The following is a 23,746-nucleotide window of genomic DNA, read 5'->3' on the forward strand; positions in this document are numbered from 1 at the left end:
TGGCCCCCCTTCACGATCACATCTCGGGCACGCTCGCACCTTCAGGCGCTGAGGGCCCGCGCGACCGTGAGGCTGTCCTCGTAAATGTGATAGCGGGTGATGAGCCCGTCCTCGACGGTGAGGTGCAGTGCGAACGGCGAGGTGTACGCGGCCCCGTTGCCCCGCACCGTCTGCACGATCTCCCCGAACACGACGGCGTCCGCCCCGTCGACCAGGATCCGCGTCACCGACGTGCCGTTCAGCTCGGGCACGTGATGGGCCTCCAGCGACCGGAAATGGTCCGCCACCTCGGCCCGGCCTGACCTGGGGCGAATCCACGGCACCGCCGGATGCCCCTCGGCGGGCCAGTTCAGCTGCCAGTCGACCGGCTCGGCGAACAACTCCGCCGTACGATCATGATCGCCCTTGACCATCCGACCCAGCAGTTCTTCCACGACGTCACGGGTTTCACCACTCATGTCGCAAGCATCCCGATTTCGGATGCCGCCCGTCGATTACCGCCGAGGTAGGGCGAGGCTCGCGAAGACCGAGACCGGAAAGCGCGCCGCACTCGACCGCCCCCGAACGGCCACACCATCACCCGAGGTCGCGCCTCATCGTGAGCCGGTGCGGTCAGCGGACGGAAAAGTCGAATTCGCCGTCCTTGACGCCGCCGACGAACGCCTCCCACTCAGCCCGGGTGTAGACGATCACCTCAGCCTCGGGACGACGACTGTGCCGCACAGCGACCCGCCCACTACCATCACCCAGCGGACCGGCCTCAACACACTGACCACCCGCATCAGGGCTTCTGGTGCTGATGTGCCAGGCGACACCCGCCAGTTCTTTGGGGTCGATCATCATGTGCTTCTCCCTCTCGCTCGTCCGACACGACCGATCGCAGTCCGAATGAGAGTCGCGGACTCATCCGGGTTGAGAGCAATGCTACGGATGGAATTGTACGCTCGTGTGAAGTTCTCGGCGCCCTCTGCTTCGCTATAAACAGCGCCGCTCCGGGTTTCCACGCAGGCGATGTCGGAATACGGCTCCCGCATGTCGAAGATCGAAAAAGAGCCCTCCAGGCTGGCGTGCGCTCCAGCAGTAAATGACAGAATCCGAATGGTCACATTCGGCCTGTTCATAACCTCGGACAGATGCTCCAACTGGGCACCCATCACCTTCGAATCACCGATCATGCGGTGCAATACAGCCTCATCAAGGATGACCTCCAAGTTCGGAGCGGGTTCGGCATCGAACACACGTTGCCGGTCCATCCGGAAGTCCACCCAGCGCTCGATCTGCTCGCTGGAAGCATCCATACCACCTGCTGCGATGACCGCCTGCGCGTAGTCCCGAGTCTGAAAGAGACCGGGAATGACCATCACTCCGTAGAAGCGGATTCTCTCCGCCCGAGTTTCGAGCCAGGCATGATCAAACATCACACCAAGGGGAGCTGCGGCATAACCGTCCCACCAGCCTTTGCGCCAGATATCGCGGCTCAGCTCTTCTAGTCCGTCACGAATCTTATGGTCGTCGACGCCGTACAGGTTGAGGAGTGCCAGCACGTCAGACGCCCTCGCCGGGATAATTCCGGACTCCAGTCGACTGATGGTCGCGGCGTCACGCTGCAGGTAATCGCCTGCCTGCTTGAGCGTTATTTTTGCCGAATCGCGGAAATCTTTCAGATGTTTGCCGAGCCATTGCGCCCGCAGGGTGGGTCCTCGCCTCGCACCCATCGTTGCCTCCTTCGAGTTCACGCTGCCCTGTTACCACTTCTGGGTAAATCCGAACAAATCCGGCAAGCTCGTTACGTAAGCTTGCACAAATTCGAATTCGATGCCACGCTACCGAAGCATCGGCCGTCACACTCGGTGTTCGCTCGAAAACGTAGAGAAATCAGGGCGGAGCGGAGTCGTACGGCAGATCTTCACCCAGGTTCAGCATCGGAAGGGAGTACCGGCATGGAGCACCACCCTGGTTCCGACCAGCCATCCGCCTGCCATAACCCGGACTTCGGCGAGCACTACCCGCGAGAGGTGGCTCTGGAGCGTGCGTACACGCTGACCGGCGATCTCCCCCGCATGTTCGCCCTGGTCCAGGACTTCGCCGAGAGCGAGGAGAGTCACCCCGAGGTGGTGGCCTACGGGCTGGCGCTGCCGGGCGGCACGGCGACGACCGTCGGCGCGAACGGCCGCGGCTTCGGCCTGTGGGCGAGCCCCCGCAGCGCCGCCCGCCGACTCCATTCCGACCTGGTCTGGTTCGGCGACGGCGGCATGCAGGAATCCACTCGATAGATCCCGGTATGCACAGGCATCGACTCCCGGCACGGGACACCGTGCCGGGAGCCGTCCTGCACGACGCGGCCACCCACCTGGAAGCCCTCCGCGATCTCCTCTCCCGCCCCCACCTCATCGCCGACCTGGCCCGCTATCTCCTGTGAGCCGGACAGCGGTTCGTCGTCGGCTTCGGCCTGGAGATCGCCGTCAGGGGGACGAGACGTGCGCTTCCCTCCCAGCCGCCATGTCATACGTCCTGCACCACCCGTGGAAGCGATGATCGTGACAGGAACGTTGAATCCGCAGTAGGGGGTTGGGGCCCTTTGCCTACCTCTGCGGCGTTCGCGCGATCTGCGGTCGGCCGCCCCCTGCGTGCTGCGACACCGGTGGCGCGACCGGGCGAGCAAGCTCCCTCCGCTGAACTCCACGCCCTGGTCACAGCCTTCGCCGCAGAACACCCCCGCAACCTCCACCCCCCAGCCGCTGTAGTGCCGTATCAGCCAACGTTTGCCCGGTGAGCGGGCGCTTGCGCTGACCTCCAAGTAAGGCACAAGTACCTTCTGCGACTTTCGGTGACCGATACCGAGATCGCAGGAGATTTTCCATGGGGGTTCGCAACTTCTTTCCGGCCAACCGGATGCGCAGGTGGACGACGCCGTTCCCGCCGCAGGCATCCGGACCGGAAGAGGTCCTGGCGGCCGCGCGGCTCGATCCGCGGGCCGTCGGGGACACGAAGGAGGTCTCGCCGGGAGGCAGGACGCACCTGAAGGGGCCCATCGAGGCCAGACCGGATCCGAAGACCTGGGTGGAGCCGTCGCGACCCTGGCGGACCGCCTATGTGGCGCCCCCGGTCGCCTTCGGCGGGGACGACGAGGGGACGGCATTCGTCTCGCCGGCGAGCGGGAACGACGAGACCACCGCGACGGACGCCTGGCGTGGCCTCAGGAGCCGCGCACCCGCCCGGCCGAAGACGGCGGCCATCGCCGTCTTCACCACGGGTGCCACGATCGCCCTGCTCACCCTGGTCGCGTTCGGCACCGTACTGGACCAGGTCTGGCTGATGCCCCCGCTCGTCGCCAGCGCCGCCCTGGTCTTCGGCGCGCCAACCCTGCCGCTGTCGCAGCCGCGAAGCGTGATCGGCGGCCAGTTCCTGGCGGCGCTCACCGGATTCGCCGTACTGGCCGTCGCCGGCTCCTCCGTCTGGGCCGCCGCCGTCGCCGGCGGCCTGGCCCTCGGGGTCACGGCCCTGACGCGTACGCCGCACTCGCCCGCCGCCGCCACCGCGACGCTCGTGGTCGCCCAGCAGCAGCCCCTGGTGCCGTTCCTGCCGATACTCGTCGCCGCGACCGTCATCCTGGTACTCGTCGGCATGCTCGTCGGACGCAGCGGGGTGACCCCGCGCTACCCCACCTACTGGTGGTGACGACCACCGGCTCCGCCGCTCGCCATGCCCGGCTCGCATTCACTGCGTCGGTGTGCGACAGACAGCAGTGGCATGGCCACCGGCATCGGCTCCCGGTACGGGGCACCGTGCCGGGAGCCGTCTTGAAGGGCTGGAGCGGATCACGGTGTCCAGGCCGGGTCCCGGCCGATGAGGCCGAGCAGGTGGTCGAACCGCGGAGCGTCGTCCGGCACCGCCACCGGCGGTCCGAAGGTGCCGCGCTGCCTGCCCGTCTCCGCCATCCGGCCGGTGAAGTCCAGCGCCCGCGAGACGGCCTCGGGGTCCGGCTCGTACTCCTGACCGGTGGTCCTGGCCAGGTCCCAGCCGTACGGGCTGTTCACGACGGACCGGGAGACCGAGGTCAGGTACCGCCTGGTGGCCGACGGCCAGCCGGGGCCGGTCAGGAGCCGGGTGCTCAAGCCCGGCGTCGTCCAGACGATCGGCGATTTCTGGAACAAGTCCACGCAGAGCAGCGGAAACGGCACCGTACGGCTTGAGGTGCTCAACCACAACAAGCCGACCAAGCAGGCCGCGTATCCGGTGAACCGCATCTGATCGACATCGTCCCGCCCGTAGCCCCCTACGCGGACCACGGGCTTTCACGTTCTCCGGTGTGCCTCGTCACCCGGCTTGGGCCTACCTCCGAATCCGGTTCCAATCTCCCCGGAAGCCGGTCCTACCGCCCGCAGGCGAGGAGCGCCATGCCCCTGACACCGAGGCGGCGTCCGGGTCTGGGCCCGCCGGAAGGGCCTGGTGTAGGTCCCGATGACGTCGCCGCCGAAAGAAGGACTCCGGAGAACACCGAAGGCGCCCTGGCCGGCGGGCCGGGGCGCCTTGGTGAGACGATCTAGCGCTGGGCCTCGATCATCCAGTGGTGCTTCTCCAGATCCTGCGTGATCTCGATGAGGATGTCCTGGGTGACCAGGTCGGGCTTCTCGGTGGCCTCGATACGCTCACGCATCCGGCGAACGATGGACCCGAGGATGTCCGTCATCGCCGCCACGACCTTGCCGTCGTGGATGTAGCCCGTCTCCAGTTGCGGCACCTCGCTGGTCTTCGCGAGCGTGGAGGCCCGGCCGTCGGGGTTGCACCCGAGGGCCACCGCGCGCTCCGCGACGGTGTCCGCGTGCTTCCTCGCCGACGAGACGATCTTGTCGAGCTGCAGGTGCAGCGACCGGAAGTTGTGGCCGATCACGTTCCAGTGCGCCTGCTTGGTCAGGAGCGACAGGTCGAGCAGGTCGACGAGCGCGCCCTGGAGCACGTTGCCGACGACCTTCTTGTCTTCCGGGTTGAGTGGACTGGTGATCGCAGACATAGAGTTTCCCCCTGTTTCGAACCTAGTGTCCTCTTTGCTGCTAAATGTCCGTACCCACCTACCCGCCCCCTATGCCGATCGAAATGTTGACACTGTCACGATTACAGTGTCACTATCAAGGCATGGAATGGACCATCGGTGAACTGGCTGAGCGGGCATCCGCGGCGCTGGCCCCCACCGCCCAGCTCAACGGGCGGGTGAGGGACATGCCCAACGAGCGCCTCATCCGCTGGTATTCGACGATCGGCCTCCTCGACCCCCCGTCGGCCCGCCGAGGTCGCGTCGCCATGTACGGCAGGCGCCACCTGCTCCAGATCGTCGCCGTGAAGCGACGCCAGTCCGACGGCCGCACCATCGCCGAGATCCAGGCCGAGCTGGCCGGAGCCACCGACCAGACCCTGGAGTCGATCGCCCGCCTCCCCGACCACCCGCCGCAACCCCTGCCCCCTCCGGCAGGGACCGGCTCCCCCCAACCGGCACGCCCGCGCTTCTGGGCCGGACCGCCCTCCCCCGAGCCACCGAAGTCACCGGAGCCGGCCAAGCCGGTGAAACCGGTGAAACCGGAGGTGCCCGCACCGCCGCCCCGACCGGCCGCCGCACACGCCGCACAGCCGCCACCGCCCCTCGCCCCCGCGACCGGGACCCGGCTCGCGCCGTCCTCGCCACCCGTCCCGAAGGCGGTGGCCGTCCACGGCGTACGGCTCGCGAACGGCGTGACGCTCCTGCTCGACGCGGGTGCGGAAGCCCCCACCCCCGATGACCTCGCCGAGATCGCCGCCGCCTCGGAAGGGCTCCTGTCACTCCTCCGCGAACGCGGCCTCACACCTCCGGAAGGAACTCGCTCATGATTACCTCGATCACAACACTGCCGCCGGAGGAGTGCCACCCCGTCCCCGACACCGGGCTGGGGGCGCTCGCCACCGAGCTCGGCAACCTGCCGCTGGAGAGCGTGGACGTGACCGCCGCCGTGTCCGGCCTGAGCGCCGGGGTCGAGGTGGTCCAGGGCTTCCGCAACCCGCACGACGTGGCGCTTGAGGCGACGTACGTCTTCCCGCTGCCCGACCGGGCCGCCGTCACCGCCTTCAGGATGGAGGCCGACGGCCGGGTCATCGAGGGCGTGCTCAAGGAGCGCGGCCAGGCCAGGGCCGACTACGACCAGGCGATCTCCCAGGGCAAGCGGGCCGCGATCGCCGAGGAGGACCGGCCGGACGTCTTCACCATGCGGGTCGGCAACATCGTGCCGGGCGAACGGGTCACCGTTCACCTCACACTGAACCAACCGCTCCCGTACGAGGACGGCGCGGCCACCTTCCGCTTCCCGCTGGTCGTCGCCCCCCGCTACATCCCGGGCACCCCGCTGGACGGCGAGCGGGCGGGCGACGGGTGGGCACCGGACACCGACGCGGTCCCCGACGCCTCCCGGATCACCCCGCCGGTGCTGCTGCCCGGCTTCCCCAACCCGGTCCGCCTCTCGCTCGCCGTCTCCGTCGACCCCGCAGGCCTGGAGCTGCGCGAGGTCCGCTCCAGCCTGCACGTGGTCCAGGAAGAGGGCGGTGTGATCCGCCTCCAGCCGGGTGAGCGGCTGGACCGCGACTTCATCCTGCGCCTGGCCACCGGCGCCTCCACCTCCCTCGCGCTCGCCCCCGAGGAAAACGACGAGGAGAACGGCCCGGAGAACGATGAAGGCACGTTCACGCTGACCGTCGTCCCCGAACCGGCGCCCGCGGGGGCCAGGCCCAAGGACGTGGTGCTCGTCCTCGACCGCTCGGGCAGCATGACCGGCTGGAAGATGGTGGCGGCCCGGCGCGCGGCCGCGCGCATCGTCGACACGCTCACCTCGGGCGACCGGTTCGCGGTGCTCTCCTTCGACAGCGTCGTGGAATACCCGGAGGGTCTCGGCGAAGGGCTGTCGGAGGCGTCCGACCGCAACCGCTACCGGGCCGTGGAGCACCTGGCCAGGCTGGAGGCGCGCGGCGGCACCGAGATGCTGTCCCCGCTGGAGCGGGCCGCCGCGCTGCTCGCCGACTCCGCCAGAGAGCGGGTGCTGGTGCTCGTCACCGACGGACAGGTCGGCAACGAGGACCAGATCCTGGCGCGGACCGGCGCCGCGCTGGCCGGGGTGCGGGTGCACACGGTCGGCATCGACAGGGCGGTCAACGCCGGTTTCCTGGGCCGGCTGGCCGGGGTGGGCGGGGGTAGGTGCGAGCTGGTCGAGTCCGAGGACCGGCTGGACGAGGCGATGGAGCACATCCACCGCCGGATCGGCGCCCCGCTCGTCACCGACCTGTCCATCGAGGCCGACGGGCTCGACCTGATCACCGAGACGATCAGCCACATCGGCTCGATCTACTCGGGCGTCCCGCTCACCGTGCTCGGCCGCTACCGTGGCCCCGCCGAAGGGGCGATCACCGTACGGGGCGTGGGCGCCGATGGCTCGCCGTGGGAGCGGAGGGTCACCGCCTCCGTGGTGGACAATCCGGCCGTACGGGCGATCTGGGCGCGGGCGCGGCTGCGTGCCCTGGAGGACCGCTACGCGGCCGGTGACCGGTCGCTGGAGGCCGAGATCGTCGAGACCTCGCTCAGGTACGGGGTGCTCTGCAGGTTCACCGCCTTCGTCGCGGTCGACACGCAGGTGGTCGCCGAGGGCGGTCCCGGACACCGGGTGATCCAGCCGGTGGAGCCGCCCAGCGGCTGGGAGAACCCGATCGCCGCCGCTCCGATGATGATGACCTCGATGGCCTTCGAGAACGCGGCGGCCCCGCCGCCGCCCGCGCCCACGGGACCGCCCGGGATGGCCCGCCCCGGCTCCATGCCGAGGTTCGCGGCGAGCCCCGCCGTCGGCGGCATGCCGCACGAGGCGGCGGCCGGAGGCTTCGACGACCGCGCCAGGATGCTGCGCCCCGCACCGACGGGGGCCGCCCCGAAGCGCGGCAGGTCCCAGGGCGCCCCCCAGGACCCGCCGAAGGAGCAACTCGCCGAGGAGCTGAAGCGGCTGCGCGCCGCGGCCTCCCTGCCCGCCGCCGAGCGGCTGCTCCTGCTGGAGGACCTGGGCAGCCGCCTCGCGGCCCTCGTCGTCTACCTCGGCGGCCACGCCGAACTCGCCGCCCTGGCGAGCGAGCTGCAGGCCGGTGGGGACGTGGACGTCCTGTGGCGGAGGGCCGTGGAGGTCCTGGAGTCCCTGACGGGTTCAACCGGGCGACGTCCGTTCTGGAAGCGCTGACCTCTCCGGTCACCGGATCGGGGCGCCCCGGCGGGACCGGCTCGGTCCGGTGACCGTTCGAACGGTCACCGGACCACCCCCGGCACGAGCACCCGAGAAGAGTGCGTTCCTGGCAGGTCTCCCGGATCCACCGGCGGACGGTCCCACTCTCCGCACGGTCCCGCTCACGGTTCGACGGTGACGGTCCTCGTGGGCATCGGCCCCGATGGTGTCGTCGTACCGACTCGGTCGTCCGGTCCGACGGTGACGGTCCTCGTCGGCATCGGCCCCGGCGGTGTCGCCGTACCGGCTCGATCGTCCGGTCCGACGGTGACGGTCCTCGTCGGCATCGGCCCCGGCGGTGTCGCCGTACCGGCTCGATCGTCCGGTCCGACGGTGACGGTCCTCGTCGGCATCGGGGCCGTCCTCGACGGTGCGGGCCTGCCCATCCGATCGTAGACCCCGACCGCCCACCGCCCCGGTCGCCGCTCGAACTCGGCGATCACCCGTTCGATGACCCCTGGATCCGTCAACCACGTCATCTTGTACCTGCCGTCACACATGCCCAGCTCCTTCTTGACCACCTTGCAGTCATCCTTCGACGGCGAGGGAGGAGCGGGAGGATCGATCGGCGCGTCACCGGGCAGGACCCAGACCTTGAGGCGCTGGGGTCGCTCCGACCAGCCGGAGGTCAGCGGCCTCTCATAGTGGTACTGATGTCTGCCCTCCTCTCCACAGGTACCGACCGAGCTGCTTCCGTCGCTCGCCCGGATCACCACCACCGCCTTCGGATCAGCGCACACGACCCGGTAGGAGGTGTAGTCGCTCAACGGCCGGAACGTGAGCGTCGTGCCGCCGGGCACGGTCGCGGAACCGTATGACGCGATCAAGGGGGCGTCCAGGACGTCCTGCGAGGGCAGTTCGGCTGGCGGTGAGATCCTCGCCGCCGTCGGCGGCTCCTTCTCCACCGATTCGGTGCCCTCCCGGAATCCCTGAGCCTGGAAGGCCGCGACGGCTATGGCGGCCCCCGCGAGCGCCACGCCCACCACGCCCGTCACGGCCCTGCGCCGCCTGATGCGACGGCCACGCCGCACGATCTCCCGCATGTCGGGGGGACCCTCCAAGACGTTCCCGGCCAGCACCGCGCGCAACTCGTCCTCGGTGTGGGTCATCGATTCGCCCCCGTGGTCTGGATCTCCGAATGGACGCGAAGGCGTTTCAACGCCCGGCCGAGCTGGGTCTTCACCGTGCCGAGGGAGCAGCCGAGCACGTCTGCGCACTGTGCGAGGGTGAGCTCCTCGAAGTAGTGCAGGACGATGACCGCGCGCTGCCGCCTCGACAGGCCGCCGATCGCCTCCCAGAGCACCTGGCGGCTACCGACCTCGGTGGTGAAGTCCCTCGGATCGGCGTGCTCGGGAAGGTGCTCGGCGGGCACCTCGTCGCGCCACTTCCTGCGCCACCACGAGGCGTGGGTGTTGACGATGATCCGATGCACGTACGGATCGGGATCGCCCTCGATCCGCCGCCACGCCACCCATGCCTTGGCGAGCGCCGTCTGCACGAGATCCTCGGCGGTCGCCCTGTTCCCCGTGAGCAGATACGCCGTATGTCGGAGCCGCTCGTAGCGTGTCGCCACGTAACCGTCGAACCCGTCGTCCATTCACGATCTCCGTCCTGAGGCCTTACAGACATCTACCGGGCGGCGGGCCGATTCGGACGACAGCGGGAGGTGACGCGTGGCCGTTTCCTTCGCTTCGCGTGAGCGAGGCACCAGCCCCTCGCGGTCAACGGCGCCCCCTGCGAATCCGGCGCTCGTGCGGGCGTGGATCACCGTACGCGGTGAAGACGCCACGAGGCCGATATGGGACAGAGCGGAACCAAGGTCAGGAAGAGCGGGGTTCCAACCTCGGCCGTGCCACATAAAGTAGCGGGATGGTGATTCTGGACGGCGGCCTGGCCACCCATTTGGAGGAGCTGGGCGCGGACCTGCGAGACGACCTCTGGTCGGCGAAACTCCTGCTGGAGAACCCCTCCGTGATCCGGCAGGCGCATCTCGACTACTTCACCGCCGGCGCCGAGGTGGCGATAACGGCGAGTTATCAGGCGAGCATCCCCGCGTTCGTGAAGCGAGGGCTGAGCGCCGCCGAGGCCGAGGACCTCATCCTGCTCTCCGTGCACCTGGCCGCCCAGGCCAGGGACGCCCACGGTTCGGGCACGGTGGCCGCGAGCGTCGGCCCGTACGGCGCCTATCTGGCCAACGGCGCCGAGTACACCGGCGCCTACGACCTCGACGAGGACGGCCTCACCGACTGGCACCGCGACCGCTGGCACATCCTGGCCGACAGCGAGGCCGACCTGATGGCCTGCGAGACCATCCCGTCCTACACCGAGGCGAGGGCGCTGAGGCGGCTGCTCGCCGAGACGCCGGGGATGCGGGCGTGGGTGAGCTTCTCCTGCCGCGACGGCGAGCACATCAACGACGGCACCCCGCTCAAGATGGCGGCCGGTCTGTTCGCCGGCAACCCCCAGGTGATCGCGATCGGCGTCAACTGCACGGCACCGCGCCACGTGCCCAGCCTGATCTCGCAGATCAAGGGCAAGCCCACCATGGTCTACCCCAACTCGGGCGAGGTCTGGGACTCCGCCAACCGGCGCTGGCTCGGGCTGGCCGACCCGGTGGAGTTCGGGGAGGCCGCGGCCGAGTGGACCGCCGCCGGCTCGGCCTTCGTCGGCGGCTGCTGCCGCACCACCCCGGAGCACATCCGCCAGATCCGCGCCCACCTCACGGGGGCGGACACCCCGTGAGGTCCTGAGCGGCCACCGCGCCTTCCACACCCGCGAACGCCGGATCCCCCGCCTGAAGGGGGTCCGGCCTGTCGGCGAGAGCGGGAACAGGCCGGACGATCCTCTCCGCTCGCTCCTCCCCCGGACGCCGGGAAGACCGTCGCGCAAGATCCGAGCGCTTCTTGAAAACGTTTCAACGACGGCGAAAAAGTCGCGTGCCACCCATGGGAACCGTCAACATCACCACGTCGGACCGAGGGACGAAACCAGTCAAGTGGGACGAAAGTACCTGAACTCACTAGCGAACCGAAGGTTGTTACGTTTTAATCAGTGCACATGAGCTCGGTGAGCATTAAGGAAGTCGCGACACGCGCCGGGGTCTCCCCAGGAACGGTATCCAACGTGCTCAACTGGCCGGACAAGGTCGCCGAGTCCACCCGCGCCCGGGTCGAGGAGGCCATCCGCGACCTGGGCTTCGTCCGGCACGGTTCCGCCTCCAGCCTGCGCGCCGGGCACAGCCGCACCCTCGGCCTGTCGGTCATCGACATCGGCAACCCCTTCTTCACCGACGTGGCGGCGGGGGTCGAGGATGTGGCCAGCGAGCGCGGGTACGCGGTGATCCTGGGCAACTCCTCGGGCGAGTTCCTCAAGGAGGAGCGCAACCTCCTGGTCTTCGCCGAACAGCGGGTCCGCGGGGTGCTCATCACGCCCGCCGGGGCGAATTTGACCAAAATCGACCAGCTCAAGAAGCGTGGCATCAGCGTGGTCCTGGTGAGCCACCCCGCCGAACACGCCGACCAGTGCTCGGTCGCGGTCAACGACATCGCCGGCGGCTCGCTCGCGGTCTCCCACCTGCTCTCCACCGGAGCCGAGCGGATCGCCTACGTCAGCGGCCCGCACACCGTCCGCCAAGGCGCCGACCGCCTGATCGGCGCGGAGCGGGCGCTGACCGCCGCCGGCCGCGACCCCGGGGAGGCACTGCAGGAGATCACGATGAGTGCGATGAACACCAGGGCGGGGCAGCAGGCGGCGGAGAAGCTGATCTCCGAGGGGCGGCTGCCCGACGCCGTGTTCTGCGCGAACGACCTGCTCGCCCTGGGCATGTTGCGCGGGCTGCTCCAGGCGGGCGTACGGGTCCCCCAGGACGTCTCCCTCATCGGTTACGACGACATCGACTTCGCCTCGGCGTCGACGGTCTCGCTCAGCTCCATCCGGCAGCCGACCCACCGGCTGGGCCGGGTCGCCACCGAGCTGCTGCTGGACGAGTGCGACAACCCCGGCTCGCACGCCCATCAGCAGATCATGTTCCAACCCGAGCTGGTGATCCGCGAGTCGACCCGCTGACTCGCCTCACCGGTCACCCTGCCTCACCCTTTTGATCCTGATTCGCCGGTCACTCCGCCCAGCCCTCGGATCGGCTTCACCGCCCTTTGATCCCGCCGCACCGGTGACGCCGCCGGCCCGGTCAGGAGCGCTTGCGCGCCTCCTTCGCGGCCTGCCTGGCGGCCTCCTTCGCCTCCTTGGCGGCGCGGGCGGCCTCGACCTTGGCACTCGCGGCGTATTTGTCGACGTACTCCTGGCCGGAGAGCTCCATCAGCGCGTACATGATCTCGTCGGTGACGGCGCGCAGGACGAGGCGGTCCTCCTCCATCCCGTAGTAGCGGCTGAAGTCGAGCGGCTTGCCGAACTTCACCCCCGGGCGGATGCCCAGCTTGGGAAGGACGCTGCCCGGGGGCATCATCTCGAAGGTGTTGACCATCGCCCACGGGACGACCGGCACCCGCGCCTCCAGCGCGAGGCGGGCCACACCGGTCTTGCCCTTGTAGAGGCGGCCGTCATGGGAACGCGTACCCTCGGGATAGATGGCGAGCACGTTCCCCTCGCCGAGGATGCGCTTGCCGGTGCGCAACGCCGCCTCGCTCGCCTTGCCGCCGGAGCGGTCGATGGGCACGGTGCCGACGCCGCTGAAGAAGGCCTTGCTCAACCGCCCCTTGAGACCTCGCCCGGTGAAATAGTCGGACTTGCCGAGAGAGATCACCTTGCGCCGCAGGAACAGCGCCCCGAAGAAGTGGTCGGCGAACGACAGGTGGTTTCCGGCGAGGATCACCGGCCCTTGCTTCGGCACGTTCCCCACACCCTCCACCCAGGGGCGGAAAATCAGATGAAGTAAGGGCGAGAGGATGGCCTTCACCACCCAGTAGAACACTCGATGCTCCTTCGATTGACAGCCGAGAATCTGGAGTTATCCTCCCACTTCAGATCCCGGCCACCTACCCCACCGAACCACCCAAATCGACCTCTCGCAAAACATGTCCCAGTCGTGCGACGATCAGGCGAACCTTACTAGGAGCCGCGATGCCAGTCATGCCCGGTGCGGAGGCGTACCACCATGCGGGAGGACAGATCGGCGTCCTGCTCTGCCACGGATTCACCGGATCGCCGCAGTCGTTGCGTCCCTGGGGCGAATACCTTGCGGCGGCGGGCCTGACGGTGGCGCTGCCGAGGCTGCCCGGCCACGGCACCACCTGGCGGGAGATGGCCCGCACCGGCTGGGAGGACTGGTACGCCGAGCTGGACAAGGCCCTGGCGGACCTGCGCGGCAGCTGTGCCGAGGTCTTCGTGATGGGCCTTTCACTGGGCGGGTGCATGGCGCTGCGGCTCGCCGAGGTGCACGGCGACGGAATCAAGGGAGTGGTGGTCGTCAACCCGTCGATCGTCAACGACGTGCCACTGCTCAGACTGGCTCCCCTGCTCAAGTTCGTGGTCGCGTCGGTGCCGGGCGTGGCCGGGGACATCAAGAAGGAGGGGGCGGCCGAGCTCGGCTACACGCGTACACCGGTCAAGGCCGCGGCCACCCTCCTGCGGCTGTGGTCGCTGACCCGATCGGAGCTGGGTAAGATCACCCAACCCGTCCTGGTTTTCCATAGTCCGCAGGATCATGTTGTGAAACCGATGAGTGTGCGTATTCTGCGGGAGAGGCTGACCAAGGGGAATCTGAATGTGGTGGAGCTCGCCGACAGCTACCATGTCGCGACGCTTGACAACGACGCTGAACGGATCTTCGCGGGGAGCCTGGAGTTCATCACCTCGAACGCGTCTGTACCCTTGCAGAGAGACTGATCGCGAGCGGGGGATGCGCGGTCTTCGGGAGAAAGTGATCGACCGATGAGCAACGAGCCCAACTAGGTGACACCTCAAAGCGATGAGGACGAGGTCTGGCGTCAGATCGTCGCGTCCTTCAACGACACCGCCGAGCGCGACTCGGCAGATCAGCCGTGGCCGGACAGCGAGAACCTCCCGGCCGAGCCTCCGCGACGGGTGATCAAGCAATCGGACGAGGAAGACCTCCTGCGTGAGGACGATCCCGCCGACGAGGCCGAAACCGGCACGGAGCAGTCCGGCGGCGAGGACGAGGAGGGGCACTACGTGCCTCCGCCCCCGCCCCCGCTGCCCAAGACCGACGCCACCACCAAGATCGCATGGCTCGCGCTGTTCGGCGGCCCCGCCTACCTGCTGATCAGCGCCGCGCTCGGCTGGAACCTGCAGGGATGGATGCTCTTCACCGCGGTCGCGGCGTTCATCGGCGGCTTCGTGGCGCTGGTGGTCCGCATGGGTGACGGCCCGCCCAACGACTCCGGCTGGGACGACGGCGCGGTCATCTGAGCGGCCTGCTGCTCGGTGCGCCCCGAGTCCGCCATCGCTTGGCGCCCTGAGTCGGTGCGCCCCGAGTCCGCTACTGCTTGGTGCGCGCCGAGCCGGCACGCGCCGAGTTGCCGAAGCGCTCGATCACGTCGGTGTACTTGCCGGAGGCGTCGACCACGTGGCCGACGGTCCACACGGTGTCGGTGCCCGGCAGGTAGGCCACCGACTGGAGCCGCACCGTCCGGGGAGCGGCGGTCTCAGGGCCGCGCAGCGTCTTGACCTTGCGCCCGTCGTACCGGAGCAGGAAGGCCTCCCCCGGTCGATCCAGATCGACCCCGGAGATCCAGTAGCGGCCCTTGCGGTCGCCCGTCACCCCGTACAGCCGGACGTCTCCCTCGGGGAGGGAGACCCGAGACCACTTCTTGCCGTTCCACGACAGGGCGAGCGGGACGATCCCCCCGTTCTCCCGGTAGACGCCGCCGACGGCGAGGGCCCGCTTGGGGCCGTCGAGGTGGACGTCACGCAGGTAGCCGCCCGGAATCCGGGGGATCTTGTAGGTCTTCCAGCGCCCGCCGGACTGCTTCATGATCAACGGCTTGCCGCCGGTGTCGCCCACCGCCCACCCGTCGCTCTTGCCCGACAGCGCCACCCCGTACAGCGCGCCCTTGTCGGGAAGCTGGGTGAGCTTCCACTTCGAGCCGGTGCCGGTCACGACCATGGGCACCTTGTCGCGCCGCCCGACGGCGACCACCCGGCCCGGCACGGCCGCCACCCCGCCCAGCCAGTCGCCGGCGTGCAGCTTGTCGACGATGACCCTGTCGAAGGACGCCCCGTCTCCCCTCGCCAGGTAGGGGAGGCCGTCGTGCCCCTCGCCGACGGCCCACAGCTCGGTCGGCGAGGCCGCCGCGACCGAGCGCAGCGGCCCGGCGCCGGTCGGGTCGTTGCGGATGCCGACCTCGCTCCACGAGGAGCCGTCCCAGTGGGTGATCGCGCCCCGGCTCTGCCAGACGTCCCAGACACTCTGCTGGCCGACCGCCCACACGCTCGTGGCCGAGACCCCCACCACGTCGGACAGCGACCCGTCACTGCTCAGGCCCGCGCTCACCGGAGCCTGCCACGCCTCGATCGCGGGCGGGCTGACAGGGTCGGCATGGGCTGGGAACGCTTGCGAGGACAGCAGGAGCAGGCCTCCCGCGCAGAGAACCAGCGCACGCCGCGGAAGGCGACGGGTCATGTTTCAAATGGTACGGGGCTCATCCACTCCCCGCGTGCCGGTCTTCTCACTTGACGGGCGCTATCTGGAAAGACGTCCTTTCCCCGTCACGGAAATTTTCCCTGGCACGGAACCGCTCGTCATCCGGGCTCCCTCATAGGACCCGCGTCCGGCTCCCCGGAAAGGCCCGTATCGGGGTCGCCCCGCGTGGCGCCCCGCGGCCCGCCCACATCGGGTGACCTCACCGGACCCGTACCGGAGCCGGTACCCGTGGCCGGATCCGGTCGGCCGGTCTCGGGGCGCGAGTGGTCAAGCTCGGCGATCACCGGCAGGTGGTCGGTGGCGGCCACCAGGTCGGCGGGGTCCGCGTCGGCCCCGCCGCAGGAGACCACCGAGAGGCCCTCCACCGCGAAGATCGCGTCGATCCGCTTGTGCGGGCCTTTGGCGGGAAAGGTGAATCCGTCGCCGCTCGGCGAGACCGGGTAGCAGTCGGTGAGCCGCTCGGTGAGGTAACGCCAGCTCGGCTGACCGGACTGCTCGTTGATGTCTCCCGCCAGCACCGGCAGCGCGTCGAACCGGTCGGCCACCGCCCTGAGCAACCTCACCGCCTCGTCCGCGTGGCGGCGCCGGGCGGTCTCGTCGAGATCCAGATGGACGGAGCCGACGGCGACCCGCCGTCCCCCCGACTCCACCACGGCGATCGCGATGGCGCGCCGCTCCAGGGGAAAGAAGGACTCCAGGAGACGGCCCTCCCCGTGCAGCAGCCGCACCCCGGGGCCGGTCAGCACCGCGACCCCGCCCCTGCGGCGGCCCGCGGCCACGGCGAGCCCGCCGAATGAGGCGAGCCGCCTTCTCCTGCGACGCCAGAACAGGAAACGGGGCGCCTCCTGCACGCAGAGCACGTCGGCGCGGAGCGCGGCGACCACCCGTCCCAGCGACGGGACGTCGTCCTTCATGGAGCGCACGTTGTAGCTGGCGATCCTGAGCACCCGGCCACCTCGATTCGCGACACGTGCCGCGAGGATAACCGCGCACCCCGGGGCATACCAGGGGCATACCAGTCGCCCGCTCCGATTGGCATGCGGGCGACCGGTACGGATGGCGAGGAAGCCGTCAGCGCCTGCGGGCGAGGTCCGCGGCGCCCACCAGGCCCGCCGAGGGGCCGAGTTCGGCGCAGCGGACCTCGGCCAGCGGGCGGTGCCCCCGTCCGCTCAGGTGGGTGTTGAAGAACTCGCGGGTCTCGTCGATCCACAGGTCCGCGGCGCGCGAGACGCCGCCGCCGAGGACGAAGCAGCCCGGGTCGAGGACGGCGGCGAGGTCGGCCAGGCCCTGGCCGATCCAGCGGGCCATCGAGGAGAACGCGGCGAGCGCGGCCGGGTCGCCCTGCCTGGCCGCCTCGGTGACCTCCTGGCCCTCGATCTGGTCGGGCGTTCCTCCGGCGATCTCCAGGAGCTTGACGGCCCGGTCCGGTTCGGCCTCGGCGATCAGCTTGGCCTCCATCACGAGGGCGCTGCCGCTCGCGTACCGCTCCCAGCAGCCGAGGTTGCCGCACCCGCACAGGCGCCCGTCGGGGACCACCTGCATGTGGCCGAGTTCGGCGCCCATGCCCCAGCGCCCCCGGTACAGGGAGCCGTCGAAGACGATGCCTCCGCCGATGCCGGTGCCGACGGTCACGCACACCAGGTGGGTCTCGCCGCGTCCCGCGCCGAACCTCGCCTCGCCCCACGCCATCGCGTTGGCGTCGTTCTCCACCACGACGGGAAGGCCGACCATGTCGGAGACCTTCTTCTGCAGCGCCTCCTCACGCCAGGCGAGGTTGGGGGCGAAGCGGACAATGGACCTGGTCTCGTCGACGAACCCGGCCGCGCCGAGTCCGACGGCCTCGATCTCCCGGTCCTTGGAGAGCTCCAGGATCACATCACCGATCGTGTTGGCCACCTGGTCCGGATTCTCCGCCGGGGTGGGTCGCAGAGCATGCTCGATGATCAGGCCGTCCTCGTCGACGACTCCCGCCGCGACCTTCGTACCGCCGATGTCCACACCGATGGTCAGCGCCATTGTCCATTCATCCTCTCCCCCTGGGCTCACCCCAGGTCGATGTGCTCCACGGGGGTGTCTCCTCGCTCGCGCTCCCGCTGTGCGGGCGCGGGCTTGCCGAGTCCGTCGACGGCCGACTTGAAGGCGGCGAACAGCTCGGTGCCCGCCTGCATGAGGTGGTCGGTGACGGCGCCGCCGCCCGACTCACGCTGCGCGGCCATCGCGCGGCAGACGGGGCAGGCCCGGCAGATGTACTCCTCATGCTCCGAGACCGCCTCCTCCCACACGTCCCGCTCTCTTCTTCCGCGCCCGCCACCGGAAAGCGCGCTGCCGACCCCGGTCATCGTGCCCTTGATCAGATTCTTGCGCAGTTCCCTGGTGGCTTTCTGCTGCAGGGTGTCGAAGAGTTTGAACGCCTCCTCGGCGGCGGTGCCCAGCGGGTCCTTGCCCCCCTGGGACCGCTCCTCCCGTGCCCGCCGCTCCTCACGCGCCCGCTCGTCGCGCGCACGTTCCTCACGTGCCCGCTCCTCACGCGCTCGTTCTTCGGCGGCGGTGTCCTTCTCCCGGCTCGTGGCCTCGGCGCGGTCGCCCGGCCGGGACCAAGGGGTCCATCCGGCCGCCCGCTCCTCACGCCTGGCCCGGTCGGCGCGCTCGAACCACTCGGCGCGCGCGTCGCGCTCGGCCTGCTCGGCGGGCGAGACCTGCTCGGAACCCGGAGCCTGGCCGGAGCCCGGGGGCCGCTCGGAGGGCGCGGCCTCGGCCACGGTCTCCACCTCGACCGCCTCCAGGCGCGCGACCTTCTCGACGCGCTCGGCCCGCACGGGCGCTTCCTCGTCCTGCTGTCGCTCGACGGCCTCCACCGGCTCAGCCCGCACAACGGGCTCGACGGGCTCGGACGACCCGGCAGGTCCTCCCTGCGGGGATTCCTCGACCGGCTCTACGGGCCGGCTCTTCCTGGCCGTCGTCTTCGCCGGTCGGCGGCTCCTCTGAGCCTTGCCCGCGGCCCCGGCGCCCCCAGCGGCCTCGACGTTTCCTGTGCTCTCGGTGCTCTCGACGCCCCCGGTGCTCTCAGTGCCCGCGGCGCCCCCGGCGCCCCCGATGTCTCCGGCCTCGGGCGGCGGTTTCGCGGCGGCACTCTTCCGCGGCTTCCTCGGCGCACGCGGCTTCGGGGTCTTCTCAGCGTCATTCGTGTTATCGGTCATCAGGCCCTCCCGATTCGAACCGTACCCGGAGAAACCCGTCTCGGAGCGCGGCGTCCCGCACCGGCCTGCGGGCCAGTGCGGCGGGCAGGGCCAGGACACGGCGGTAGGAACCGGCGTTGACGATCAGCTCGTCGCCCTTGCGCGCCAGATCCACCTCGTCCTTGTCCGCGAGCGGCAGGGCGAGAAACAGCTCGCCGTCGGCGGTGATCCGCAGCGGCGGGTCGACGGAGGGCGGCGCGAAGGGGTCGCTCTCGCCGTACATGGCCTCGGCGACGGCGATGAGGGCGTCGAGGCCGACGGGCTCGGCTTCCAGGTACGGCACGATGTGCACGGGCAGCGGCGCGAACGACTCCTCGACCTCGGCCAGGTGGCGGGCCTGGGCTCGCACCCATCTCTCCCGCCACGGGTCGGCGCCCTCCGCGGGGAAGACACGGTTCGCGACCACCGCGTCCACCCGGTAGCCGTACAGGCTGAGGGAGGTCAGCGTGCGCCGGGCCTCGGCGAGCACGACGGCCTCGGGGGTGAGCACCAGCCGGACGCTCGCGTCGGGTCCGGTGAGCAGTTCGCGAACCTCCAGCAGGCCCCGGTGGAGCCGCTCGCCCGCGCCGATCACGTGGTCTTCCGGCATGCTGACCTGCGCCAGACGGCGGACCAGCGGGGAAAGGGCGCCGAGCAGCCGCCTGCCGACGGGCAGCAGCCGGTTCACGTGCCAGTCGAGGGCCTCGGGCAGAGCGAGCAGCCGGAGTGTCTCGGCGGTCGGGGCGCAGTCGATGACGATGACGTCCCACAGGCCGGTGCGCGCCTGCTCGCGCAGTTCGAGGAGCGCGATGATCTCCTCGGCGCCGGGCAGCACCGTGATCTCCTCGGCGGTCACCTCGTCGAGGCCGAGCTCGGCGAAGACGCCCCTGGCGTAGTCGCGCAGCTCGCCCCACTGGCGTTCCAGCACCTTCTGGGTGTCGACCTGGTAGAGGGAGAGACCGGGCGCGATCTCCGTGGGCTCCCCGCCCGCGCGCACGCCGAGGGCGTCGGCGAGCGAGTGGGCGGTGTCGGTGGAGACCACCAGGGTCTTGAGCCCGGACCGGGCGGCGAGTGTGGCCGTCGCGGCGGCGGCGGTCGTCTTGCCGACGCCGCCCTTGCCGGTGAAGAGCAGGACCCTGCTCACGCCACCTCCCGGCGGAAGGACGTGGAGCCGCGCTCCGCGCCGTGCCGCGCCTCCCCCACCCTCATGGGGTCTCGACGCGCTTCTTCAGCCCCTTCAGGGCGGTGTCGATGATGACCTTCTCCGCCTTCCGCTTGATCATGCCGATCATCGGGACCTTGAGATCCACGGCGAGCTCGTACGTCACCTCGGTGCCGTTGCCCGCGTCGGCAAGACGATAGCTCCCGGTGAGCCCGGAGACCATCTTTCCGGCCTCGGCGATGCTCCAGTCGACGGCCTCCTCACCGTGCCAGGTGTAGCGGAGGGTGTACTCGTCGCTGATCACACCCGCGTCGAGGACGAACCGGACCGTGGCGGGCCGGCCGTCCTCCCCCGTGGACAGGACGCGCGCGGCCTTCACCTGACCGGCCCACTCCGGGTACGAGGGGAAGTCGGCGATGACCGTCATGACGGTCGACCGGTCCGCGCCGATCTTGATGCTGGAGGTGGTGCGATCAGCCATGGGGCAACCGTACTGCCTCACGATCGCCGATGTACGCCCGGCGGGGCCGGGCGTGGCCAGGTGGGGACACCACGACGGCGGTGGCCGGTGACGGGCCGGTGACGGGAACCCGACGACGGGAAGCCGCCCCCGAGGCGCCCGTCCGGCGCCGGATCGGCTACAGCTCCAGCACGTAGGGGACGCCTTTGTTTCTGAAGTGCCCCACATTGAGGCATTCGGTCCTGCCGATCCGGGTGCGGGCGGCCAGGGGCTGGTGGACGTGGCCGAACAGGGCGTAGCGCGGCTGGGTCCGTCTGATCATCTCCAGGGTGGCCTCACTGCCCCGCTCGAAGCGCCGGGCGACCACGTCGTAGAGCAGTTCGGGGATCGCGGGAGGGATGTGGCAGCAGAGCACGTCGACCTCGCCGACGGCCTCGACCTTGCGGGCGAACTCCTCGTCGTCGATCTCGTACGGGGTCCGGTACTGGGTGCGCAGCCCGCCCCCCACGAAGCCGAACCGCAGCCCCCCGATCTCCACGGTCTCGCCGTCGAGCACCCGGTGCCCCTCCCTGACGTACTCCGGCCAGTAGACGGGCAGGTCCACGTTGCCGTAGGTGATGTACGCGGGGGTCGGCATCGCGGCGAAGATCTCGCCGTACTGCCGCCGGACGGAGCGCTCGATGTGGTCGCGCGGGTCGCCCTCCAGCGAGGCCCACAGCGCGGAGGACATGGCCCGCGCCTCCTCGAACCGCTTGGCCGTACGCAGCGCGATGAACTCCCCCGCCCGCTCGGCCCCGAAGAGCTCGGCGAAGATGCCCTGGGAGTGGTCCTCGTAGTCGACGAACAGGATGAGATCGCCCAGGCAGATGAGCGCGTCGGCGCCGTCTCCCGCGCGGGCCAGCGCGTCGGCTCTTCCGTGTACGTCACTGACGACGTGAACCCGCATGTCAGGCATCCTCACCACCAACGAGTAGGGCCATATGGGATGAACCTCGCAGGGCGTGAGCCCGGCGTGAAGGCGTACGGCGCGGCCGACGGTCCGCTGCGACGGTACTTGCTACGGTGAAATCAGTCTTCATAACGCCTGGGTGACGAATTTACCCACACGTAACTTATCGCGATAACTTCCAGACAGCCCATCGATCGTGCGTCTCCAGGAGTGACCCGTGCGCGAGTACAGCGTCCCCGTGCTGGTGGATGTCCCCGCCTCCGCCAACCTCACCGACACCGTGTTCCGGCGCGCGGAGGAGGAGCCCGACGTCGTCACCCTGCGGCGCAAGGTCGGCGACGACTGGATCGCCGTCACCGCCCGTGAGTTCCGCGACCAGGTCGCCGGGGTGGCCAAGGGCCTGATCGCGGCCGGGGTGGAGCCCGGCGACCGGGTGGCCCTGATGTCGCGCACCCGCTACGAGTGGACCGTGATCGACTACGCGATCTGGACCGCGGGCGCGGTGGGCGTGCCGATCTACGAGTCCTCCTCCGCCGACCAGGTCGCCTGGATCGTCTCCGACAGCGGCGCGAAGGCCGTGTTCGCCGAGTTGGAGTCGCACGAGGAGACGATCCGCGAGGACGCGTCCGGCCTGCCCGGCCTCAAGCACATCTGGCGTATCGAGGGCGGCGCCCTGGAGGAGCTCACCGCGCTCGGCGCCGAGGTCACCGACGAGACGCTCGCGGAGCGCAGGTCGAGTCGCGGCATCGCCGACCTGGCGACCATCGTCTACACCTCGGGGACCACCGGCAGGCCCAAGGGCTGCAGCCTCACCCACGACAACCTGCTGTTCACCGCGAGGAACGTCGCGAAAGGCCCGCTGGAGCGGCTGTTCGTCGTGGAGGAGAGGGCGGCGCTGCTCTTCCTGCCGCTCGCGCACGTCTTCGCCCGCATCATCGAGATCGTGCTGATCGAGACGGCCACGATCCTCGCGCACACCCCCAACATGAAGAACGTCGCCCCCGACCTGCAGGCCTTCAAGCCCACGTTCCTGCTGGGCGTGCCCCGTGTGTTCGAGAAGGTCTACAACGGCGCCGAGCAGAAGGCGACCGCCGAGGGCAAGGGGAAGATCTTCCACGCCGCGGCCGACACCGCCGTCGCCTGGAGCAGGGCCGAGTCGGCGGGTGGCGCGGGGCTGGGCCTTCGGCTCAAGCACACCCTGTTCGACAAGCTCGTCTACGGCAAGATCCGCGCCGCGACCGGAGGCAGGCTGACGACGGCGGTGTCCGGCGGTTCCGCCCTCGGCGAGCGGCTCGGCCACTTCTTCCGCGGCGTGGGCATCGAGACCCTGGAGGGCTGGGGCCTCACCGAGACCTCCGCGCCGTCCTCGGTCAACATGCCGGGAGCCAACAAGATCGGCACCGTCGGCAAGCCGTTCCCCGGCGTCACCATCGGCATCGGCGACGACGGCGAGGTGCTCGTCAAGGGGCGCCACGTCTTCAAGGGCTACTGGAACAACGAGGCGGCCACCGCGGAGGCGATCGACGCGGACGGCTGGTTCCACACCGGCGACATCGGCGAGCTCGACAAGGACGGCTATCTCCGCATCACCGGCAGGAAGAAGGAGATCATCGTCACCGCCGCGGGCAAGAACGTCGCCCCGGCCCCGATGGAGGACCACATCCGGGCCCACCCGCTGATCAGCCAGGCGATGGTGGTCGGCGACGACAGGCCGTTCGTCGCGGCGCTCATCACGCTCGACGTCGAGGCCCTGGAGCAGTGGAAGGCCGCCAACGACAGGACCGGCGCGGACCTCGCCACCCTCAGCTCCGATCCGGCGATCGTCGCCGAGGTGCAGAAGGCGGTGGACGGCGCCAACAGGTCCGTCTCCAAGGCCGAGCAGATCAAGAAGTTCGTCATCCTCGACGTCGACATCAACGAGGAGAGCGGGCACCTTACCCCGACCTTGAAGATCAAGCGCAATATCGTGATGCGCGACTTCGCCAAGCAGGTCGAATCCCTCTACGGCTGATCTTCACGGCCCCGCTTACAACCGGATGCCCGCTGGGGCCTCTCACGAGAGGTCCCCG

General features: G+C 69.7%; 26 protein-coding genes. 11 read left to right on the top strand and 15 right to left on the bottom strand.

Annotated elements, in window-relative coordinates; translation table 11 throughout:
• Window positions 1–41 precede the first annotated feature (41 nt).
• From ACFY3D_RS01950 to ACFY3D_RS01960, 3 genes are all read right to left on the bottom strand, one after another.
• The gene (locus ACFY3D_RS01950) at window positions 42–458 is read right to left on the bottom strand and encodes a nuclear transport factor 2 family protein (protein WP_389973643.1); all 417 of its coding nucleotides are present in this window, start codon (window positions 456–458) and stop codon (window positions 42–44) included.
• Window positions 459–612: 154 nt separating this feature from the next.
• On the bottom strand, window positions 613–843 hold the full coding sequence (locus tag ACFY3D_RS01955) for a DUF397 domain-containing protein (RefSeq protein WP_389973646.1): 231 nt from the start codon (window positions 841–843) through the stop codon (window positions 613–615).
• On the bottom strand, window positions 840–1,736 hold the full coding sequence (locus ACFY3D_RS01960; RefSeq protein WP_389973649.1) for a helix-turn-helix domain-containing protein: 897 nt from the start codon (window positions 1,734–1,736) through the stop codon (window positions 840–842). The genes ACFY3D_RS01955 and ACFY3D_RS01960 overlap by 4 nt, the downstream gene beginning before the upstream one ends.
• 204 nt (window positions 1,737–1,940) lie before the next feature.
• Between ACFY3D_RS01960 and ACFY3D_RS01965 the strand changes: the two genes are divergently transcribed.
• From ACFY3D_RS01965 to ACFY3D_RS01975, 3 genes are all read left to right on the top strand, one after another.
• Complete coding sequence (locus ACFY3D_RS01965) at window positions 1,941–2,273, top strand: hypothetical protein (RefSeq protein ID WP_389973652.1); 333 nt, start codon at window positions 1,941–1,943, stop codon at window positions 2,271–2,273.
• 8 nt (window positions 2,274–2,281) lie between these two features.
• Window positions 2,282–2,419: a hypothetical protein gene (locus tag ACFY3D_RS01970; protein ID WP_389973655.1), complete on the top strand. Its 138-nt coding sequence runs from the start codon at window positions 2,282–2,284 to the stop codon at window positions 2,417–2,419.
• Between the two features lie 440 nt (window positions 2,420–2,859).
• Window positions 2,860–3,678 carry an HPP family protein gene (locus ACFY3D_RS01975; protein WP_389973658.1) on the top strand — a complete coding sequence of 273 codons (819 nt, stop codon included), beginning with the start codon at window positions 2,860–2,862 and terminating at the stop codon, window positions 3,676–3,678.
• Between the two features lie 140 nt (window positions 3,679–3,818).
• On the opposite strand, the gene ACFY3D_RS01980 is transcribed toward ACFY3D_RS01975, so the two are convergent.
• Window positions 3,819–4,115: a hypothetical protein gene (locus tag ACFY3D_RS01980; protein WP_389973661.1), complete on the bottom strand. Its 297-nt coding sequence runs from the start codon at window positions 4,113–4,115 to the stop codon at window positions 3,819–3,821.
• On the opposite strand from ACFY3D_RS01980, the gene ACFY3D_RS01985 reads away from it, so the two are divergent.
• A complete protein-coding gene (locus ACFY3D_RS01985; RefSeq protein WP_389973664.1) occupies window positions 4,108–4,251 on the top strand; it encodes a hypothetical protein in 144 nt (47 codons plus the stop codon). The genes ACFY3D_RS01980 and ACFY3D_RS01985 overlap by 8 nt on opposite strands.
• Window positions 4,252–4,543: 292 nt before the next feature.
• Here the strand turns inward: ACFY3D_RS01985 and ACFY3D_RS01990 are convergent, their stop codons facing one another.
• Entirely contained in the window at window positions 4,544–5,011 is a 468-nt protein-coding gene (locus tag ACFY3D_RS01990) for a Dps family protein (protein WP_389769118.1), read from the bottom strand.
• A gap of 122 nt (window positions 5,012–5,133) precedes the next feature.
• Here ACFY3D_RS01990 and ACFY3D_RS01995 point away from each other — a divergent pair, with 122 nt between their 5' ends.
• Together ACFY3D_RS01995 and ACFY3D_RS02000 are read left to right on the top strand one after the other, a co-directional pair.
• The gene (locus ACFY3D_RS01995) at window positions 5,134–5,859 is read left to right on the top strand and encodes a MerR family transcriptional regulator (protein WP_389973667.1); all 726 of its coding nucleotides are present in this window, start codon (window positions 5,134–5,136) and stop codon (window positions 5,857–5,859) included.
• A complete protein-coding gene (locus ACFY3D_RS02000; protein ID WP_389973670.1) occupies window positions 5,856–8,231 on the top strand; it encodes a VIT domain-containing protein in 2,376 nt (791 codons plus the stop codon). The genes ACFY3D_RS01995 and ACFY3D_RS02000 overlap by 4 nt, the downstream gene beginning before the upstream one ends.
• Window positions 8,232–8,395: 164 nt before the next feature.
• Here the strand turns inward: ACFY3D_RS02000 and ACFY3D_RS02005 are convergent, their stop codons facing one another.
• Window positions 8,396–9,382 carry a hypothetical protein gene (locus ACFY3D_RS02005; protein WP_389973673.1) on the bottom strand — a complete coding sequence of 329 codons (987 nt, stop codon included), beginning with the start codon at window positions 9,380–9,382 and terminating at the stop codon, window positions 8,396–8,398.
• Entirely contained in the window at window positions 9,379–9,870 is a 492-nt protein-coding gene (locus ACFY3D_RS02010; RefSeq protein WP_389973676.1) for a SigE family RNA polymerase sigma factor, read from the bottom strand. The genes ACFY3D_RS02005 and ACFY3D_RS02010 overlap by 4 nt, the downstream gene beginning before the upstream one ends.
• A gap of 272 nt (window positions 9,871–10,142) precedes the next feature.
• Between ACFY3D_RS02010 and mmuM the strand changes: the two genes are divergently transcribed.
• The gene (gene mmuM, locus ACFY3D_RS02015; RefSeq protein WP_389973679.1) at window positions 10,143–11,015 is read left to right on the top strand and encodes a homocysteine S-methyltransferase; all 873 of its coding nucleotides are present in this window, start codon (window positions 10,143–10,145) and stop codon (window positions 11,013–11,015) included.
• A 315-nt stretch (window positions 11,016–11,330) separates the two neighbouring features.
• Window positions 11,331–12,338, top strand: a complete 1,008-nt coding sequence (locus ACFY3D_RS02020; RefSeq protein ID WP_389973682.1) for a LacI family DNA-binding transcriptional regulator — start codon at window positions 11,331–11,333, stop codon at window positions 12,336–12,338.
• Between the two features lie 121 nt (window positions 12,339–12,459).
• Here ACFY3D_RS02020 and ACFY3D_RS02025 read toward each other — a convergent pair whose 3' ends face one another.
• A complete protein-coding gene (locus ACFY3D_RS02025) occupies window positions 12,460–13,200 on the bottom strand; it encodes a lysophospholipid acyltransferase family protein (RefSeq protein ID WP_350947499.1) in 741 nt (246 codons plus the stop codon).
• Window positions 13,201–13,349: 149 nt separating this feature from the next.
• Here ACFY3D_RS02025 and ACFY3D_RS02030 point away from each other — a divergent pair, with 149 nt between their 5' ends.
• Both ACFY3D_RS02030 and ACFY3D_RS02035 read left to right on the top strand, forming a co-directional pair.
• Complete coding sequence (locus ACFY3D_RS02030; RefSeq protein WP_362502170.1) at window positions 13,350–14,114, top strand: alpha/beta fold hydrolase; 765 nt, start codon at window positions 13,350–13,352, stop codon at window positions 14,112–14,114.
• Window positions 14,115–14,180: 66 nt separating this feature from the next.
• A complete protein-coding gene (locus ACFY3D_RS02035) occupies window positions 14,181–14,657 on the top strand; it encodes a hypothetical protein (protein ID WP_389973685.1) in 477 nt (158 codons plus the stop codon).
• 70 nt (window positions 14,658–14,727) lie between these two features.
• Here the strand turns inward: ACFY3D_RS02035 and ACFY3D_RS02040 are convergent, their stop codons facing one another.
• From ACFY3D_RS02040 to ACFY3D_RS02070, 7 genes are all read right to left on the bottom strand, one after another.
• Complete coding sequence (locus ACFY3D_RS02040; protein ID WP_389973689.1) at window positions 14,728–15,870, bottom strand: hypothetical protein; 1,143 nt, start codon at window positions 15,868–15,870, stop codon at window positions 14,728–14,730.
• Between the two features lie 119 nt (window positions 15,871–15,989).
• Window positions 15,990–16,838 (bottom strand): endonuclease/exonuclease/phosphatase family protein, encoded by an 849-nt coding sequence (locus tag ACFY3D_RS02045; RefSeq protein ID WP_389973692.1) that lies wholly within the window; start codon window positions 16,836–16,838, stop codon window positions 15,990–15,992.
• 124 nt (window positions 16,839–16,962) lie between these two features.
• Window positions 16,963–17,907, bottom strand: a complete 945-nt coding sequence (locus tag ACFY3D_RS02050) for an ROK family glucokinase (protein WP_350947494.1) — start codon at window positions 17,905–17,907, stop codon at window positions 16,963–16,965.
• Window positions 17,908–17,933: 26 nt separating this feature from the next.
• Window positions 17,934–18,761 (bottom strand): hypothetical protein, encoded by an 828-nt coding sequence (locus tag ACFY3D_RS02055; RefSeq protein WP_389973695.1) that lies wholly within the window; start codon window positions 18,759–18,761, stop codon window positions 17,934–17,936.
• Window positions 18,762–19,077: 316 nt separating this feature from the next.
• Window positions 19,078–20,250, bottom strand: a complete 1,173-nt coding sequence (locus ACFY3D_RS02060; RefSeq protein ID WP_389973698.1) for an ArsA family ATPase — start codon at window positions 20,248–20,250, stop codon at window positions 19,078–19,080.
• A gap of 61 nt (window positions 20,251–20,311) precedes the next feature.
• The gene (locus tag ACFY3D_RS02065; RefSeq protein ID WP_389973702.1) at window positions 20,312–20,749 is read right to left on the bottom strand and encodes an SRPBCC family protein; all 438 of its coding nucleotides are present in this window, start codon (window positions 20,747–20,749) and stop codon (window positions 20,312–20,314) included.
• Between the two features lie 157 nt (window positions 20,750–20,906).
• Window positions 20,907–21,674 carry a metallophosphoesterase gene (locus ACFY3D_RS02070; RefSeq protein ID WP_389973705.1) on the bottom strand — a complete coding sequence of 256 codons (768 nt, stop codon included), beginning with the start codon at window positions 21,672–21,674 and terminating at the stop codon, window positions 20,907–20,909.
• 220 nt (window positions 21,675–21,894) lie between these two features.
• Between ACFY3D_RS02070 and ACFY3D_RS02075 the strand changes: the two genes are divergently transcribed.
• Window positions 21,895–23,688 carry an AMP-dependent synthetase/ligase gene (locus ACFY3D_RS02075; protein WP_389973708.1) on the top strand — a complete coding sequence of 598 codons (1,794 nt, stop codon included), beginning with the start codon at window positions 21,895–21,897 and terminating at the stop codon, window positions 23,686–23,688.
• Window positions 23,689–23,746 lie beyond the last annotated feature (58 nt).

Origin of the sequence: Streptosporangium sp. NPDC000509 (assembly GCF_042898365.1) — a bacterium.
GTDB lineage: Bacteria > Actinomycetota > Actinomycetes > Streptosporangiales > Streptosporangiaceae > Streptosporangium.

Excerpts from the sequence above, each read along its gene's own strand:
- ACFY3D_RS01950 (WP_389973643.1), bottom strand. The coding sequence starts at position 458 with ATGAGTGGTGAAACCCGTGACGTCGTGGAAGAACTGCTGGGTCGGATG.
- ACFY3D_RS01955 (WP_389973646.1), bottom strand. The coding sequence starts at position 843 with ATGATGATCGACCCCAAAGAACTGGCGGGTGTCGCCTGGCACATCAGC.
- ACFY3D_RS01965 (WP_389973652.1), top strand. The coding sequence starts at position 1,941 with ATGGAGCACCACCCTGGTTCCGACCAGCCATCCGCCTGCCATAACCCG.
- ACFY3D_RS01970 (WP_389973655.1), top strand. The coding sequence starts at position 2,282 with ATGCACAGGCATCGACTCCCGGCACGGGACACCGTGCCGGGAGCCGTC.
- ACFY3D_RS01975 (WP_389973658.1), top strand. The coding sequence starts at position 2,860 with ATGGGGGTTCGCAACTTCTTTCCGGCCAACCGGATGCGCAGGTGGACG.
- ACFY3D_RS01990 (WP_389769118.1), bottom strand. The coding sequence starts at position 5,011 with ATGTCTGCGATCACCAGTCCACTCAACCCGGAAGACAAGAAGGTCGTC.
- ACFY3D_RS01995 (WP_389973667.1), top strand. The coding sequence starts at position 5,134 with ATGGAATGGACCATCGGTGAACTGGCTGAGCGGGCATCCGCGGCGCTG.
- ACFY3D_RS02000 (WP_389973670.1), top strand. The coding sequence starts at position 5,856 with ATGATTACCTCGATCACAACACTGCCGCCGGAGGAGTGCCACCCCGTC.
- ACFY3D_RS02005 (WP_389973673.1), bottom strand. The coding sequence starts at position 9,382 with ATGACCCACACCGAGGACGAGTTGCGCGCGGTGCTGGCCGGGAACGTC.
- ACFY3D_RS02010 (WP_389973676.1), bottom strand. The coding sequence starts at position 9,870 with ATGGACGACGGGTTCGACGGTTACGTGGCGACACGCTACGAGCGGCTC.
- mmuM (WP_389973679.1), top strand. The coding sequence starts at position 10,143 with ATGGTGATTCTGGACGGCGGCCTGGCCACCCATTTGGAGGAGCTGGGC.
- ACFY3D_RS02020 (WP_389973682.1), top strand. The coding sequence starts at position 11,331 with ATGAGCTCGGTGAGCATTAAGGAAGTCGCGACACGCGCCGGGGTCTCC.
- ACFY3D_RS02030 (WP_362502170.1), top strand. The coding sequence starts at position 13,350 with ATGCCAGTCATGCCCGGTGCGGAGGCGTACCACCATGCGGGAGGACAG.
- ACFY3D_RS02040 (WP_389973689.1), bottom strand. The coding sequence starts at position 15,870 with ATGACCCGTCGCCTTCCGCGGCGTGCGCTGGTTCTCTGCGCGGGAGGC.
- ACFY3D_RS02050 (WP_350947494.1), bottom strand. The coding sequence starts at position 17,907 with ATGGCGCTGACCATCGGTGTGGACATCGGCGGTACGAAGGTCGCGGCG.
- ACFY3D_RS02065 (WP_389973702.1), bottom strand. The coding sequence starts at position 20,749 with ATGGCTGATCGCACCACCTCCAGCATCAAGATCGGCGCGGACCGGTCG.
- ACFY3D_RS02070 (WP_389973705.1), bottom strand. The coding sequence starts at position 21,674 with ATGCGGGTTCACGTCGTCAGTGACGTACACGGAAGAGCCGACGCGCTG.